Raw genomic sequence first — 15,655 nt, 5'->3', positions numbered from 1 at the left:
AAGCCCTGCTCAGCCGGACTGCTCAGCGCGGTTGTCGTACTCCTCGCGGGCATCGAGAACCTCATTCAAGTGCAGCACCGACCACTCCGTGAGCGCCTTCAGAGGTGCCCGCAGCGACTCGCCCAACGGAGTCAGTGCGTACTCCACGCGCACCGGCACGGTCGGGTACACCGTTCGCCGGACGATGCCGTCGCGTTCGAGGGCGCGCAGCGTCTGGGTGAGCATCTTCTCGCTCACTCCCGCCAATCGGTTGCGCAGCTGGGTGAACCGGCACGGTCCCGCTTTGCCGAGTTCGCCGAGCACGAGGATCGACCACTTGTCGCCGATCCGGTCGAGGAGGTCGCGGGACGGGCATCCGCGCGTGTACGGATCCCACGAGGATGTCGTCCCCGTCACGGCCTTGGCGGTTGCCACAGCGCTCACCTCACTGCTTTCCGACGGGTGGCTACCTTACCAAAAAGTGGCTACTTCCCGATAGGAAGTCGCCAGGTCATCGTGGACCGCGACGCCGCAGGAGGCCTGCGGCAGGAAGTCCCGCCGACACCGGAAAGGTGCTCCCACGATGTACCCCCGCACCGCGCTGCTCGCCCTCACCGCCCTGGCTGCCTTCGCGGTTCCCGCCACGGCCGCAACCCGTGAAGGCAGCCCCGCCACGATCACCATCAACGGCGCCAACGCCTATCCCGAAAGCATCGCGACCGACAACCGATACGTCTACACCGGCAGCATCGCCGACGGCACCGTCTACCGCGGGCGCCTCGGGTCGAAGACTCTCGATCCCTTCCTGCCCGGCGGTCGCGACGGCCGCACCGAGGTCGCGGGGATCAAGGTCAGCGGCAATCGCCTGGTGGTCGCCGGAGCTTTCACCGGGCGCTTGTTCACCTACACCAGCACCGGGAAACTCGTTGCCAGCTATAGCGTCCCCGACTCGGGCGAGAAGACCCTCGTGAACGACGAAGCCGTCACACCCCACGGCGACGTCTACGTCACCGACTCGTTCCGCCCCGTGCTCTACCGGATCCCGGCCGCCGAGGTGCACGGCCCGGCCACCGGCGCCCACCGGATTCTCCAGACCGCCTATCGCCTGCCGGACTACGTGGCCGGCCAGTCCAACGGCAACGGCATCGTCGCCACCCCCGACGGAAAATCGCTGATCATCGGCTACTGGTACAGCGGCGCGCTCTACCGGCTCACCCTCGCGACCGGCGAAATCCGCAAGATCGCCGCGCCGCCGCTGACCAGCGCCGACGGCATACTGCTGCGCGGGAACACGCTGTACGTCGCACGCTCCGTGAACAACGAGATCACCACTGTGCGGCTGTCCTGCGATTACACCCAGGCCACCGTCGTCGGCGACCGCACCTACCCTGGCGCCGACACCACGACCGGCGTCGCCGTGAGCGGGAACCGGCTGCTGGTGAGCAACTCCCAGATGAACGGGTACCTGCGCGGTGAACCGCCGACCAGCCCGGTGTTCACCCTCGAAAGCTTGCCCCTGCACTGATTACGCGCGGCAGCGCAAGATGGACGGGTGCAGATCAGCTTCCTGACCGAATCCGACCGCGGCGACTGGGAAACTCTCGCCCGCGGCAAAGACGCCTACTTCGACGTCGAGCGCGCCGACGAAAGCTACGACCGGACCTGGCGCCGCCTGCTTGACGACGACCGGATCCGCGGGATCGCCGCCAAGCTGGACGGTGCGATGGTCGGCATCGCGCACTACCTGTTCCACGCCAGCATCTGGTACTCCGGGAAGTGCTACCTCGCCGACCTGTTCGTGTCCGAGAACGTCCGGCGCAAGGGAGTCGCGACGGCGTTGATCGAATGGGTCGCCCGCGACGCCGAGGAGCACGGTTTTCCGTCGCTCTATTGGAATACGCTCGAGGACGCCCCGGCCCGCGCGCTTTACGATCGGGTAGGAAAATTCCACGACGGCTTCATTCTCTACACGTACAAGCGTCAGTAATCCTTGAATCCCTTGCCAGTCTTGCGACCCAATCGTCCGGCGGTCACCAGGTGCTCCAGCAACGGCGCTGGAGCAAAGCCTTCTTCGCGGAACTCGTTGAACAGAGTCCGCTCGATCGCCAGCGACACGTCCAGCCCGACCACGTCCAGCAATTCGAACGGTCCCATCGGCAACCCGCAGCCGACCTTCATCGCGGTGTCGATGTCGTCCGCCGAGGCGTAATGCGCCTCCAGCATTTTCACCGCGTCGTTGAGATACGGGAACAACAACGCGTTCACGATGAATCCGGCCCGGTCGCCGCAATGGACAGGGTGTTTGCCGACCGCCGCGCACACCGCGGTCGCGGTGGCGGTGACGTCCGGGGCGGTCGCGATCGTCGACACCACTTCCACCAGTTTCATCACCGGCGCCGGGTTGAAGAAGTGCAGGCCGACCACGTCGCCGGGACGCGAGGTCGCCGCCGCGCATTCGATGACCGGCAGCGAGGACGTCGTGGTCGCGAGCACCGCACCTGGCCGGACGACCTCGTCCAAAGCCGAAAACACCGCCTGCTTAACGGAAAGCTCCTCGGCCACCGCCTCGACCACCAGGTCGACCTCGGCGAGTTCCTCGAACTCCGTCACCGGGCGGATCCGGCCAAGCGCGGCGGCAGCGTCCTCTTCGGACAGTTTGCCCTTCACCACGGCCTTGTCGAGCGACTTCTTCACCTTCGCCACCGACGCTTGCGCCTTCTCCATGCTCCGCGCGCGCAGCACGACGTCAAAACCGCGCTTGGCGAACACTTCCGCGATGCCGGTGGCCATGGTCCCGGTGCCGATCACGCCGACAGTGCGCACTTCGCGAGCCACCGAAGAGTCCACTTCGGACGAAGCGACCGAATCCACCACCACCGGCGAATCCGGTGCGTCGTAGGTGTAAAAACCGTGGCCGCTCTTTCGTCCCAGTTGACCCGCGGTGATCATCTGCTTCAGCAGCGGTGCGGGAGCGTGCAGCCGGTTGCGGGATTGGTGGTACATCGTGTCGAGGATTTCGTACGCGGTGTCCAGCCCGATCAAATCGAGCAGCGCGAGCGGGCCCATCGGGTAGCCGCAGCCGAATCGCATTGCCGCGTCAAGATCTTCGCGAGTCGCGTAGCGCTGCTCGTACATCCGCACCGCGTGGTTGAGGTAGCCGAACAGCAGCGCGTTCGCGATGAACCCGGCCCGGTCGCCCATCACCACCGGCGATTTGCCCAGCTTCTGCGCGAATTCCACGATGTCGGAGACCACGTCCGGTTCCGTCACCACCGTGCGCACGACCTCGACCAGTTTCAGCACCGGCGCCGGGTTGAAGAAGTGCATCCCGACGACCTTGCCCGGCCGCGCGGTGTGCACGCCGATCTCGGTGATGGACAGCGACGACGTATTGGACGCGAACACCACGTCCGGCCGCGTCACCTGGTCCAACTGGGTGAACACCTCGGCCTTCGCCGCGAGATTCTCCGGGATCGCCTCGATCACCAGGTCCACTTCGGACAGATCGGCGAGCGAGGTGGTGGCGCGGATCCGGCCCAGCAGTGCCTCCCGGCCCGCCTCGTCGAGCTTTCCGCCCGCGAGCGCCCGTTCGGTCGAATGCCGCAGATGGCCGAGGCCGCGTTCGACGCCCGCCTCGTCCAGTTCCACCGCGATCACGTCGAGCCCGCTGCGGGCGAGCACCTCCGCGATGCCCGCGCCCATCGTGCCAAGACCGACCACACCGACCGTCGAGATTTCCCGTGCCACAAGGCCTCCAGAGGTTACCCGCTGGTAATTGCCGCTCACTGTGCCACGCGAGACCCCCGAAAGCACATCGGAATCGAGTCAGTCAGGGCGAAGTCACCCGGTCGGAAACCCGCAGGTCACTCCCCGAAGTTCGCCTCCACCAGCTCGGCCACCTTCGCGACCGCCTCGCTCGCCTGCAGTCCGCGGGCCCGCACCACGATCCGGTCGCCTTGCCGCGCACCGAGGGACATCAGCGCCAGCACGCTGTGCGCGTCCGCCTCCTGCTCGCCCAGCCGGATCGACACCTCGGCCTCGAATTCGGCCAGGCTGCGCACCACGACCGCGGCCGGGCGCGCGTGCAGGCCGACGTCGTTGGTCAGCGTGAATTCCTTCTCCACCACGCCTTCCTCGCTGGCCGCCGAAGCCTCGGTGAAAGCCAGGTCGGGCGCGACCCCGGCACTCGCCGCGGCCTCGCCCACCGCCTTGGCGTTCGCGCCGCCCTGCGCAGCGACGGCCGCCGCCACCGCGCCTTCCACCAGCGGTGCGTCGACGACCACCGCGGCGGACGGATCGGCCAGCGACTCTACCGCCAGCTCAGCGGTCATCTGCGCGCTGCCGAGGTCGTACAGCAGCACCACGCCGTCGCCGGAATCGGCGCGTTGGGTGGCGGCCACGACCTCGTCGTAGTCGGTGCCGATGCCGCCGCCGTCGGGCAGCCCGCCCGCCGGAACGATCCGGACGTCCGGGGCCATCTGAGCAGCCAGTTCGGCCAGTCCTTCGGCCAGTTTCGCGCTGTGCGACACAAGAACGATTCCGACGGTCACCGGGCGGCCTCCGCGAACGCGCGCAGCAGCAGAGCTGTCGAACGGGCACCCGGATCCATGTGTCCGACCGCGCGTTCCCCGAGGTACGAGGCGCGGCCCTTGCGCGGGATCAAGTCCACAGTGGACTCCGCGCCGCGGTCGGCCCCGTCCGCCGCCGCGGTGAGCACATCGGCGATGGTGCCGTCGGCAGCGCCTTCAGCCGCCGAGATGGCCGGGATCAGCGCGTCGACCATCGTCGCGTCGCCTCCGACCGCCTTGCCGCGCGCTTGCACGCCTTCCAAGGCCGCGCGCAATGCGTCCAGCAGCAGCGGAACGTCGATCTCCGCCGCGTCGCCGAGCTTCGCCGACGCACGCAGGAAAGCCGTGCCGTAAAGCGGTCCGGCCGCGCCGCCGACCTTGGAAATCAGTGTGGTGGCAGCGAGTTTCACCACCCCGGCCGGCGTTTCCGGCACCGCGGTCTCCAGCGCGGAGACGATCGCGGTGAAGCCCCGGCTCATGTTCTCGCCGTGGTCGGCGTCGCCGATCGCACGGTCGAGGTCCACCAGTTCGGTGCGGTGTTCGGCGATCACTTCGGCGGCGGCGCGCACCGCGGCCGCGACCCCTTCGGCAGTGCAGGCCATCAGATCCCCCACCGCAGCGCGGGCGTGCGCACCGGCGCGTCCCACAGCTGCGTAAGCTCGTCGTCCAATTTCAGCAGGGTCAGGCTGATGCCCTGCATTTCCAGGCTCGTGATGTACGGGCCGACCAGCCTGCGCTCGACCAGGATGCCGCGCTCGGCCAGCAGCCGCTCGGCGATGCCGTGCGCGAGGTACAGCTCCAGCTGCGGCGTGCCGCCCATCGAGTTGGTGAACAGCAGCACCTTGTCGCCGGCGGAGAACGGCAGGTCGGACACCACGGCCTCGACCATCCGGGCGACCAGCGCGTCGGCCGGCACGGCGGGGATCCGCTCGCGGCCGGGCTCGCCGTGGATGCCGATGCCGAATTCGATTTCGTTGTCGCCGAGGTCGAAACTCGGCTCGCCGACGTGCGGAACGGTCGGCGCGGACAGCGCCACCCCGATCGACCGCACCTGCCCGATCACCTTGCGCGCCAACGCTTCCACCGCATCCAGCGAATCGCCGCGCTCGGCCGCCGCGCCAGTGATCTTCTCCAGCAGCACGGTTCCGCCGACGCCGCGCCGCCCGGCGGTGAACGTGGAATCCTTGACCGCCACGTCGTCGTCGATGACCACGCTGCGCACGTCCAGGTCCTCGGCCGCGGCCAGTTCGGCGGCGGTCTCGAAGTTCAGCACGTCGCCGGTGTAGTTCTTCACGATCAGCAGCGCACCGGCCGGACCGGTGGTGGCGGCGATCGCGCCCTGCACCGCGTCCGGGGTCGGCGAGGTGAACACCGGACCGGGCACCGCGGCGTCGAGCATCCCTGGCCCGACGAACCCGCCGTGCAGCGGTTCGTGCCCGGACCCGCCGCCGGAGACCACCGCGACCTTGCCCGCCACCGGCGCGTCCGCGCGCACGACCAACGCCGGATCGTCGCGCACGCGCAGCAGGTCCGCGTGCGCGACCGCGAGCCCTCTCAGCGATTCGGCGACAACGGCCGCCGGATCGTTGATGATCTTCTTCATGGCGGACCTCCGGCACCTCGGCGTCGTGGACTGCCCCAACCTATGAGGTCGCCCGGCCCGCCGCAAAGCGCCCCCTGGTCACGCCTTGGGCAGTTTCCCGGCCAGCTGCTTGGCCAGCCCGACGGTCTTGCCGCACGGGTCGTCCTTGTCCGCCTGCGCGTCGGAGTTCGTGTACTCCAGCTGGACAACCTCGACGTGGTCTTCCTTCCACTGCCGGTGCTGCCATTTGACCTGGCAGCTCGATCCGGAGGTGCCCTGCTTCGCGTACGCCTGGTTCGGCGTGCCGACGTCGGCCTTCAGCCAGCCGTCGCCCTCGGACGGCGCGATGCCGGGGAACATCGTGACCCGGACGCTCGGGATGAGGCCCCATTCGCACGAGTGCAGCCCGGACGCCCTTGGCGTCCCGCCCTTCACGACGCCGTCCACCGCGGCGGTGTCGAGCACCGTGCACGGATCGACAGCCAGCAGCGAGCCCGGGCCTGGCGTGTACTTCTGCGGGTTGTTGTGCAGTTTCTCGACGGCCGTCGCGACGAGCTTGCGGCCGGCCGCGCAGGCGTCGCCACCGGTGTAGTCGATCCGGAAGGACACCCCGAAGGTCGGGTTCCGCGCGGTCAGCGCGCTGACCACGCAGCCGGACCCGCCGCCGAGGTCGGGCACCTCGACCTGCGGCAGGCCGCCGACCGCACCGGTGGTCTTGTCCGAAGCGAACGTCACGATGCCGCCGACCTCGACGCTCGCGCGGATTTCCTTGCCGCCTGGGTCGTTCGCCTTGGCGACGCAGGAGTCGAACTGCGTGCTCGACGCCGTCGCCTCGCCCTGCATCGTGCCGAGCGGGCTCATCGCGGTCTTGTCCACGAACTGGCACGGCAGCAGGTCGCGCAGGACGGCCGGGGCGACCGCGGGATCGGTGATGGGGCCGGAAGTCGCGGCGCCGTCCCCGGCGGCGGGGACGGTCGTGCGCGCGAAGTTCTCCTTGCCCAGATTCGGGCCGCCGCACGCGGACACAGCGGACGCCGCGACGATGCCCGCGGCGACCAGGGCGGACAACTTCAGGAACCGGCCGAACCGGCGATCGTGCACCACGTCCGGCAACCTAGCGGGCTAGGTTGCCGGACGTGGGAACAACCCGGTTATTCGGCGGGTGAGCTTTCCGTCGTTTCCGTGGACGGCGGCACGACCAGCGGCCGCAGCACCGCCCACAGCACGAACAACGCGGTCACCACCAGCAGGCCGATGCCCGACCAGAGGTTGATGTTCACGTCGGCGGCCTTCTTCAGATCGGCGTCGCTGGTGAACCCGGCGCCCATGATCGTGAGGATCACGCCGTAGACGCCGAGCAGCAGCGCGATGATCAGCCGGATGTCGAAGGCGCCCGCCTTGTGCGGCCGCGAGGTTTTCTCGGTCATGCGGGCCTCCTCAGAAGATGATGTTGAGGGCGATGGTGATCACGAGGACGATGCCGGCCAGCAGACCCGGCTTGCGGTACCAGCCCGCGTTCTCGCCGGTGTTGTCGTGCTTGAGCGCGTCGCGCGGCGTGAGCGAGTAGACCAGGCCGACCAGCTGCGCGTCCGGCTTCGGCTGAGTGGCCAGCGAAACCCCGATGCTCACCACGATGTCGACGACGAACGCGGTGCCCGCCGCCACGAAGCTGGTGCCCTGACCGGCAAGGGAAAGCACGTCCAGCTGCGAGAGCGCCCAGATGGTGATCGCCGACGCGGTACCGGCCACCAGGCCGATCCACCCGGCGGCCGCGGTCATCCGCTTCCAGAACATGCCGAGGATGAACGTGGCGAACAGCGGCGCGTTGAAGAACGAGAACAGGTCCTGCAGGTAGGTCAGGATGTTCGCGGACTGCGACGCGACGAACGCGGTGCCGATGGCCAGGACCGTCGCGACGACCGTGGTCTTGCGGCCGAGGTTCAGGTAGTAGCCGTCCGGCTTGTCCTTCTTCACGTACGTCTGCCAGATGTCGTACGTGAACACGGTGTTGAACGAGCTGAGGTTCGCCGCCATGCCCGCCATGAACGACGCGAGCAGACCGGCGATCGCGATGCCGAGGATGCCGTTGGGCAGCAGGTCGCGCATCAGCAGCAGGAGCGCGTTGTTCGCGGTGACCCCGCTCGTGGCCGGTTTGTCCGCGAGCAGAAGTCCCTTGTCCTGCAAGTACTCCGGCACCACGACGCCGGCGATCATGCCGGGGATGATGACGATGAACGGCACCAGCATCTTCGGGAACGCGCCGATGATCGGCGTGCGCCGCGCGGCCGACATGCTCTTCGACGCCATCGCGCGCTGGACCTCGACGAAGTTCGTCGTCCAGTAGCCGAACGACAGCACGAAGCCGAGGCCGAACACGATGCCGAGGACGGACAGGAAGTTGTTGCCGAAGCCGGTCAGGTTGTCGCCCGGCCAGGAGTGCAGCTGCGCGGTGCCGCCGGGGCTGTGCGTGATCTTGTCGACCAGGCCCTGCCAGCCGCCGACCTTGACCAGGCCGACGATGGTGAGCGGCAGCAGCGCCACGACGATCACGAAGAACTGCAGCACCTCGTTGTAGATCGCGGCGGACAGCCCGCCCAGCGCGGTGTAGCCGAGCACGATGGCGGCGGCGATGACGATCGACACCCACAGCGGCCAGCCCAGCAGCAGGTTCACGACGCTGGCCAGCAGGAACAGGTTCGCGCCCGCGATGAGGATCTGCGCCGCGGCGAAGCTGATGCCGTTGACGAGATGCGCGGTCGGCCCGAACCGGCGGCGCATGAACTCGGGCACGCTGCGGACCTTGGAGCCGTAGTAGAACGGCATCATCACGAGGCCGAGGAACAGCATCGCCGGGATGGCGCCGATCCAGAAGTAGTGGACCGTCGGCAGGCCGTAGAGGACGCCGTTGGCGGACATGCCCATGACCTCGACCGCGCCGAGGTTCGCGGAAATGAACGCCAGGCCGGTGACCCACGCGGGCAGCGACCGGCCCGACAGCAGGAAGTCGAGGCTGCTCGACACCTGCCTTCGGGCGAGAGCGCCGATACCGAGCACCAGGACGAAATAGAACGCCAACTCGATGTAGTCGATCGGACTCGCGTCGAGCCGCAAGTTCGCGTCGGCGAGGAACGGCACCCCTGCCACCTCCGAATCAAACATTCTCACACAGAAAACACCATCGTTCCTGTCAGACCGGGACAGTACTGCATGGATTCCGAACAGGCACCCCGACACCGCGGTTTTTCACCAACCTGCCGCTGACCTGTGCATTCCGCGTGCCCGGAAGCACCCGTGTTGAGTCCTGTCGCATCACCGGACAAGGACTCACCAAGGTCACAGATTCACCCGATCCGGGAGGGTTCCCCGTCGCCGCCCATAAGATCCCGGAACCTTCGAGGACCCCGGAAAGGACTCCCCTGTGATGACCGGTCCCGCTTCCCCTCTCCGCATGCCAGGACGACTGCGCGGCGCGCTCGTGTTCGTGTTCCTTCAGGCGCTGCTCAACGGCATATTCGGCATCTTCGCCCAGTTGGAGATCGCGAGATGGGTGGACCACGGCCAAGACCCGGCCGGGGTCCTGTACCTGATCGAATTCCTGTCCTACGTCTTCGCCGCCGGACTGCTGGCGTCCGGCATCGCGATCCTGCTCGGCTACGACTGGGGCCGGTGGGCGCTGCTGGTGTGCGAGGGGCTGTCCGCGATCGGCGGGCTGATCAACCTGGTGTCCGGCAGCCCGCAGGCGCTCGTGGGGCTGGTGCTGGCCGGGCTGGTGGTGACGACGCTGTTCCAGCAACAGGTCAAGGACTGGTTCGAGGCGAAGGCGGCGCAGCGCCGGGGCGCGGCTGGTCCGGCTGCCCCGCAACCCGGATCGACGATCTGACGTATGCACTGAACTGAGGGCTCCCGACCTGGGTCGGGAGCCCTTTTCAGTTACCGGCTGGCCTCTTCGAGCCGGGCGAGCCATTCGCGCAGCAGACCGGCTTCGGAGACGCTGAAGCCCGCGTCGGTCACCGGGTCGGCGTCTTTAGTGGGCGTGACGATCCCGAGCAATGCCTGCGCACGGTCGGCGATCGGGGAACTCTCCTCAGGTGCGTCTTGCTCGGTCAGCGCGTTGAGCACGATGTCGCGCAACGGCCGGATCAACTCGACATCCCGCGTTTCTTCCGGCTGGGCGAGCAGGTGCAGAACCGCGCCGGTCGTGGACGCCTCGATGGCCACCGCGGCCGCCTCGACCGAGGTCCGGAGCAGGCCTTGGGCGTTGGCGCGTTCGAGCATGCCGCACAGGATGGCCCGGTTTTCCGCGACTGCCGCGGGCCGGCTGCCCGGCCGGACGCTTCCGTACATCAGCGCGTAGATCGCGGGGTTGGCCAGCCCGAACGCGACGTGCACGTCCCAGCCGCGGCGCAGGTCGTCGATCGGGTCGTCACCGGGTTCGAACGCGCGTTTTTCCGCGAGGTAGCTCTCGAACCCGAAGGTGGCCACGGCGTCGAGCAGCCCGTCCTTGTCCGCGAAAAGCCGGTACAGCGTGGGTGTTTGCACTCCGGCCGCCGTCGCGACAGCCCGGGTGGACAGCCCCGACGGTCCGGCCGCGGTCAGCAATTTCACCGCTTCGCTCAGGATGCGCTCGCGCTGGTCCTCCACTGCCATGTGCCGACGATAACAGAATTCTGTTGACGTTGACACTGACGCTGTCACGGTAATAGCGTTATCAACGTCAACACCGAAAGGATCAGCTCATGCCTTCTGTGCACGTCGCCATCGCCTACTACTCCGGATACGGGCACACGCTCGAGCTCGCGAAGGCCGTCGGCGCGGGTGTCGAATCAGTGCCCGGAGCTCGCGTCGACCTGGTCGACGTAGCCGAGATGTCCGACGCGAAGTGGGAAACCCTCGACGCCGCCGACGCGATCGTCTTCGGCACCCCGACCTACATGGGATCGGCTTCCGGGAAATTCCACGCGTTCGCCGAGGCGACCTCGAAGCGCTGGATGACCCAGCGCTGGCTGGACAAACTCGCGTCCGGGTTCACCAACTCCGGATCGATGAGCGGCGACAAACTGCACACGCTGCAGTACCTCGCGCTGCTCGCCGCGCAGCACGGCATGCACTGGGTCAGCCTCGGCCTGATGCCCGGCTGGAACACCACCACCAGCAGCGAACACGACGACAACCGGCTCGGCTTCTACCTCGGCGCGGGCGCGCAAACGTGGAACGACCAGGGCCCGGACGCCGTCCACGCCGCGGACCTCGCCACGGCGCGCCACCTCGGAGCGCGGGTCGCGACCCAGGCGCTGCGGTATCAGCAGCCGATCGCTTCCTGACCGCCGTCAGAACAGCCGGAACTCGTCGGAATCCGTGCCGCGCAACGCGTCGTAGTCCAGGACCAGGCAGCGGATCCCGCGGTCCTCGGCGAGGACGCGCGCCTGCGGCTTGATCACCTGCGCCGCGAACACGCCCTGCACCGGGGCGAGCAGCGGGTCGCGGTTGAGGAGTTCGAGGTACCGGGTCAACTGCTCGACACCGTCGATTTCGCCGCGGCGCTTGATTTCCACGGCGACCGAACCGCCGTTGGCGTCGCGGGCCATGATGTCCACCGGGCCGATCGCGGTCGGGTATTCGCGGCGGACCAGCGTGTAGCCGTCGCCGAGGGTTTTGATGTGCTCGGCGAGCAGTTCCTGCAGGTGCGCTTCCACGCCGTCCTTCTGCAGGCCAGGGTCGACGCCGAGTTCGTGCTTCGAATCGTGCATGACCTCGGCGAGCGTGATGACGAGTTTCTCGCCGGCCTTGTTCTGGACCGTCCAGATGTCCGGGTCCTCGATGAGCCAGCACGGCGGCGACATCCAGTTCAGCGGCTTGTACGAGCCGCCGTCGGAGTGCACGAGCACCGAACCGTCGGCCTTCACCATCAGGACGCGGTTGGCCATCGGGAGATGCGCGGTCAGCCTGCCGACGTAGTCGACCTGGCACCGGGCGACGACGAGCCTCATCGGACCCGCCCCGCACGGAGCGGGCTGGCTTGCTGGGAAGGGAGCACGAGACGCACCCGCCGAGGGTAGGACAGTCTCGGTGATACTGGCGAGGTGGACCCCATTCAGCGTGTCGCGACCCGCGAGGTGTACCGGAACAACTGGATGACGGTGCGAGAGGACGCCATCCGCCGCGCCGACGGCAGCGACGGCATCTACGGCGTCGTCGACAAACCGACCTACGCACTGGTCATCCCCCTCGACGGCGACCGGCTGCACCTGGTCGATCAGTTCCGGTACCCGGTCGGGATGCGGCGATGGGAATTCCCGCAGGGCACCGCGCCCGACCTCGCCGAGACCCCGCCCGCCGAGCTGGCGCAGCGGGAATTGCGGGAGGAGACCGGGTTGCGGGCGTCGACGTTCACGGAACTGGGAATGCTCGACGTCGCGCCCGGCCTGACCAGCCAGCGCGGGCATGTCTATCTCGCGACCGGCCTCACGGAGGGCGAGCCGGAGCGGGAACTGGAGGAACAGGACATGCGGACGGCGTGGTTCAGCCGGACCGAGGTGGAGAAGATGATCTCCACCGGGGAGTTCTCGGACGCGCAGTCGGTGGCGGCGTACACGTTGTTGCTGCTGCACGAACGCCGCTGACCGCCTTCACGGCACCGGCGGCTCCGACGCTGCTGCCCCAATGCCGCATTGGGTGCGTCAGATGCACCCAATGCGGCATTCGGTGCACCCCACGCACCCAATGCGGCGTTCGGTGCACCCCACGCACCCAATGTGGCGTTCGGTGCGTCAGACGCACCCAATGCCACATTGGGGCGGCACGAAACCGAGGCCAGGGCGCGGAATCAATCCGTCCAGTCGGGCTTGCGCTTCTCCAGGAACGCCGCCATCCCCTCACGCGCGCCCGGCAGTTGCGAAGCCGACGCCATCACCTCGACGGCGATCGCGTACGCGTCGGCTTCCGGACGGTCCAGCTGGGCGTACAGAGTCTGCTTCCCCATCGCCTTGCTGGCCCGGCTGCCGCGGGTCGCGCGGCCGAGCAGGTCCGCGACCGCCTCGTCCAGGGAGTCGTCCGGGACCACGCGGTTGACCAATCCCCAGTCCAACGCCGTCGCCGCGTCGACCACGTCGCCGGTCAAAGCCAGTTCCATCAGGCGTTTCCGTCCGATCGCGCGCGCCACCGGCACCGCGGGCGTGTGGCAGAACCAGCCGCCCTTCCCGCCCGGCAGCGCGAACCCCGAAGACTCCGCCGCGACCGCCAGATCGCACGACGCCACCAGCTGACACCCCGCAGCCGTCGCCAGTCCGTGCACCCGCGCGATCACCACCTGCGGCACTGATTCCATCGTCCGCATGAGCGTCGTGCAGAGGGTGAGCAGCTCGCGCACCCCCATGAGGTCACGCGCGGCGACGTCGCCGAAGTCGTGTCCGGCGGAGAACACCGGCCCCGCCCCCGCCAGCACGATGCCGGTCGCATCGGACTCGCCCGCCGCACGGAACGCGGCGAGCAACTCGCCGAGATGCTCGGCGGACAGCGAATTGCGCCGCGCCGCGCGGTTCATCGTGATGGTGACCGTGTCGCCGTCCCGCTTTACGAGGATGTGCTCGTACTCGCCCATGCCCCGACCGTAACCCCGCTGACCGGGATGCGGAAAGTGCGCCGATACGAATCCGGTCCGACCCCCACCTCCGCCCGCAGCCTGCGCCGCAGGTTCGCAGCACTGCCGAGCCCCGCCCGCTCCGCCACCCGCGCGACCGGCAGATCGGTAGTTTCCAGCAGCCGCTGCGCATGCTGCACCCGCTGGACGAGCAGCCACCGCCCAGGCGTGCTGCCCGTAGCGGCGGCGAACTCGCGATGAAAAGTCCGAGGACTCATCCCCGCGTGCTCCACCAGATCCGGCACCCCTATCTCCTCGGCGAGCCGAGTCATCGCCCAGTCCATTGTGGACGCAATCCCAGGCCGCGAAGCATTGGCAGGCAACGGAGTCTCCGCATACTGCCGCTGCCCGCCTTCCCGAACCGGCGGCATCACCAGACGGCGAGCGAGCCGCGCCGCAACATCCGCCCCATGATCACGCCGCACCAGATGCAGGCAAAGATCAAGACCCCCAACAACCCCCGCCGACGTAAGCACGCCGTCCTGCTCGGTGTACAACACGTCACGCCGAAGCTCCGCCGCCGGCGCAGCTGTCGCGAGCGCGTCCAGATCACGCCAATGCGTAGTAGCAGGCCGCCCGTCAAGCAGGCCCGCAGCAGCGAGCGTGAACGCCCCAGAACAAAGCCCAGCAACCGTTGCCCCACCCCGATGAGCCCGCCGAAGCGCACTTCGCGCGGCGGCAGGCACCTCAGCCAACGGATCGTCACGCCCCGGCGCGAGAATCAGGTCACACTCATCCAGCCCGGAAAGCCCATGCGTCGCAACAACTTCCCCGAACGGCGACACCCGCGTCCGCCCCCGCCCAGGCGCACACACGCGCACCGTGAACGGACCGATCCCACTGTCGGTGCGGTCCTGAGCCCACACCTCCGCGATCACCGCCAGGTCGAACATCCGGCTGCCCGGCAAGAGCAGCACCCCGATCGTGCGCATGGCAGAAAAGTACCGCATCGCGCCTCTTATGCCACTCCCCCTTTGCCGCGGTCACCGCCAAAATCGAGCTCATGACCACCGCATTGCTGCTGATCGACGTCCAACAAGGCTTCGACGACGCCGACTTCTGGGGCCCGCGCAACAACCCTGACGCCGAAGCGAACATCCAAGCGCTGCTGCAGTCTTGGCAGGATCGGCGCGCCCCCGTCGTGCTGGTCCACCACGACTCCATCAAGCCCGATTCGCCCCTGCGCCCAGGCCAGCCAGGCAACGACTTCAAGCCCGAACTAGCCAACGCCCGCCCTGACCTGGTCTTCGGAAAGAAGGTGAACTCCGCCTTCCTGGGCGACATCGACCTGGACGCCTGGTTCAAAACCCGAGGCATCAAGAGCTTCGTCCTGGCCGGAATCCAAACCAACTTCTGCTGCGAAACCACCGCCCGCATGGGCGGAAACCTAGGCTACGACGTCACTTTCGCCCTGGACGCCACCTTCACCTTCGCATTGGAAGGCCCAGACGGCACCACCCTGACCGGAGAAGAACTGTCCCGAGCAACCGCGACAAACCTCCACGGCGGCGGCTTCGCAACAGTGAAAAACACCAAGGAAATCCTGTCCACCATTCCGTGAGGGCCACCCTCACGAACGCTGATTCCCTCAGGGTTCCCCTCACAACCCACCCAGCACCCGCCAGGATGCGCCCCAATGCGGCATTGGTTGCGTCCCGCGCACCCAATGTGGCGTTGGGTGCGTCGCATGCACCCAACGCCACATTGGGGCGCTAACCCCAACCATGAACCGCAGCCCGCGCACCCAACGATCGAGGCACCCAGCCCGCCCCACCAACAAACCGGCACCCGTGCACCCGCTATCGAGGCACCCAGCCCCTCCCCCGCACCCCGATATGAAGCGTCCCTGCGGTCTGGGGGTGCTTGTCAAGGCGGGAAAGATGCCTTGAC

At 67.9% G+C, this 15,655-nt stretch carries 18 protein-coding genes; 6 read left to right on the top strand and 12 right to left on the bottom strand.

Going from position 1 to position 15,655, the window contains the following annotated elements:
• Positions 1-9: 9 nt before the first annotated feature.
• Positions 10-414: a winged helix-turn-helix transcriptional regulator gene (locus ACWDNU_RS25090; RefSeq protein ID WP_449670692.1), complete on the bottom strand. Its 405-nt coding sequence runs from the start codon at positions 412-414 to the stop codon at positions 10-12.
• Positions 415-562: 148 nt separating this feature from the next.
• Between ACWDNU_RS25090 and ACWDNU_RS25085 the strand changes: the two genes are divergently transcribed.
• Complete coding sequence (locus tag ACWDNU_RS25085; protein ID WP_449670691.1) at positions 563-1,504, top strand: hypothetical protein; 942 nt, start codon at positions 563-565, stop codon at positions 1,502-1,504.
• Between the two features lie 27 nt (positions 1,505-1,531).
• Positions 1,532-1,966 carry a GNAT family N-acetyltransferase gene (locus ACWDNU_RS25080; RefSeq protein ID WP_370934690.1) on the top strand — a complete coding sequence of 145 codons (435 nt, stop codon included), beginning with the start codon at positions 1,532-1,534 and terminating at the stop codon, positions 1,964-1,966.
• On the opposite strand, the gene ACWDNU_RS25075 is transcribed toward ACWDNU_RS25080, so the two are convergent.
• The 7 genes from ACWDNU_RS25075 to ACWDNU_RS25045 form a co-directional block, all read right to left on the bottom strand.
• The gene (locus ACWDNU_RS25075; RefSeq protein WP_449670690.1) at positions 1,960-3,726 is read right to left on the bottom strand and encodes a 3-hydroxyacyl-CoA dehydrogenase family protein; all 1,767 of its coding nucleotides are present in this window, start codon (positions 3,724-3,726) and stop codon (positions 1,960-1,962) included. The genes ACWDNU_RS25080 and ACWDNU_RS25075 overlap by 7 nt on opposite strands.
• 116 nt (positions 3,727-3,842) lie before the next feature.
• Positions 3,843-4,529 (bottom strand): dihydroxyacetone kinase phosphoryl donor subunit DhaM, encoded by a 687-nt coding sequence (dhaM, locus tag ACWDNU_RS25070; RefSeq protein WP_449670689.1) that lies wholly within the window; start codon positions 4,527-4,529, stop codon positions 3,843-3,845.
• Positions 4,526-5,149, bottom strand: coding sequence for a dihydroxyacetone kinase subunit DhaL (dhaL, locus tag ACWDNU_RS25065; RefSeq protein WP_449670688.1), 624 nt, complete (start codon positions 5,147-5,149; stop codon positions 4,526-4,528). Before dhaL ends, dhaM begins: the two co-directional genes overlap by 4 nt.
• A complete protein-coding gene (gene dhaK, locus ACWDNU_RS25060) occupies positions 5,149-6,150 on the bottom strand; it encodes a dihydroxyacetone kinase subunit DhaK (RefSeq protein WP_449670687.1) in 1,002 nt (333 codons plus the stop codon). The genes dhaL and dhaK overlap by 1 nt, the downstream gene beginning before the upstream one ends.
• Positions 6,151-6,228: 78 nt before the next feature.
• A complete protein-coding gene (locus ACWDNU_RS25055; protein WP_449670686.1) occupies positions 6,229-7,233 on the bottom strand; it encodes a hypothetical protein in 1,005 nt (334 codons plus the stop codon).
• Between the two features lie 47 nt (positions 7,234-7,280).
• Positions 7,281-7,556 (bottom strand): hypothetical protein, encoded by a 276-nt coding sequence (locus ACWDNU_RS25050; RefSeq protein ID WP_449670685.1) that lies wholly within the window; start codon positions 7,554-7,556, stop codon positions 7,281-7,283.
• Between the two features lie 10 nt (positions 7,557-7,566).
• Positions 7,567-9,264, bottom strand: a complete 1,698-nt coding sequence (locus ACWDNU_RS25045) for a sodium:solute symporter family protein (RefSeq protein ID WP_344272323.1) — start codon at positions 9,262-9,264, stop codon at positions 7,567-7,569.
• 313 nt (positions 9,265-9,577) lie between these two features.
• On the opposite strand from ACWDNU_RS25045, the gene ACWDNU_RS25040 reads away from it, so the two are divergent.
• Positions 9,578-10,009, top strand: coding sequence for a hypothetical protein (locus ACWDNU_RS25040; protein ID WP_370934683.1), 432 nt, complete (start codon positions 9,578-9,580; stop codon positions 10,007-10,009).
• A 50-nt stretch (positions 10,010-10,059) separates the two neighbouring features.
• On the opposite strand, the gene ACWDNU_RS25035 is transcribed toward ACWDNU_RS25040, so the two are convergent.
• Positions 10,060-10,776: a TetR/AcrR family transcriptional regulator gene (locus tag ACWDNU_RS25035; RefSeq protein ID WP_370934682.1), complete on the bottom strand. Its 717-nt coding sequence runs from the start codon at positions 10,774-10,776 to the stop codon at positions 10,060-10,062.
• 89 nt (positions 10,777-10,865) lie between these two features.
• Here ACWDNU_RS25035 and ACWDNU_RS25030 point away from each other — a divergent pair, with 89 nt between their 5' ends.
• On the top strand, positions 10,866-11,450 hold the full coding sequence (locus ACWDNU_RS25030; RefSeq protein WP_449670684.1) for a flavodoxin family protein: 585 nt from the start codon (positions 10,866-10,868) through the stop codon (positions 11,448-11,450).
• Between the two features lie 6 nt (positions 11,451-11,456).
• Here the strand turns inward: ACWDNU_RS25030 and nucS are convergent, their stop codons facing one another.
• Complete coding sequence (gene nucS / locus ACWDNU_RS25025) at positions 11,457-12,116, bottom strand: endonuclease NucS (RefSeq protein WP_370934680.1); 660 nt, start codon at positions 12,114-12,116, stop codon at positions 11,457-11,459.
• A gap of 93 nt (positions 12,117-12,209) precedes the next feature.
• Here nucS and ACWDNU_RS25020 point away from each other — a divergent pair, with 93 nt between their 5' ends.
• Positions 12,210-12,749 carry an NUDIX domain-containing protein gene (locus ACWDNU_RS25020; RefSeq protein ID WP_449670683.1) on the top strand — a complete coding sequence of 180 codons (540 nt, stop codon included), beginning with the start codon at positions 12,210-12,212 and terminating at the stop codon, positions 12,747-12,749.
• Between the two features lie 203 nt (positions 12,750-12,952).
• On the opposite strand, the gene ACWDNU_RS25015 is transcribed toward ACWDNU_RS25020, so the two are convergent.
• Entirely contained in the window at positions 12,953-13,726 is a 774-nt protein-coding gene (locus tag ACWDNU_RS25015) for an enoyl-CoA hydratase-related protein (protein WP_370934663.1), read from the bottom strand.
• On the bottom strand, positions 13,699-14,697 hold the full coding sequence (locus ACWDNU_RS25010) for a GlxA family transcriptional regulator (protein WP_370934662.1): 999 nt from the start codon (positions 14,695-14,697) through the stop codon (positions 13,699-13,701). The genes ACWDNU_RS25015 and ACWDNU_RS25010 overlap by 28 nt, the downstream gene beginning before the upstream one ends.
• A gap of 71 nt (positions 14,698-14,768) precedes the next feature.
• Between ACWDNU_RS25010 and ACWDNU_RS25005 the strand changes: the two genes are divergently transcribed.
• The gene (locus tag ACWDNU_RS25005) at positions 14,769-15,326 is read left to right on the top strand and encodes a cysteine hydrolase family protein (RefSeq protein WP_449670682.1); all 558 of its coding nucleotides are present in this window, start codon (positions 14,769-14,771) and stop codon (positions 15,324-15,326) included.
• Positions 15,327-15,655: the final 329 nt, after the last annotated feature.

Source organism: Amycolatopsis sp. NPDC003676 (assembly GCF_053587275.1).
The sequence above is the reverse complement of the archived record's forward strand: the minus strand, read 5'-3'. Positions and strand labels throughout refer to the sequence as shown.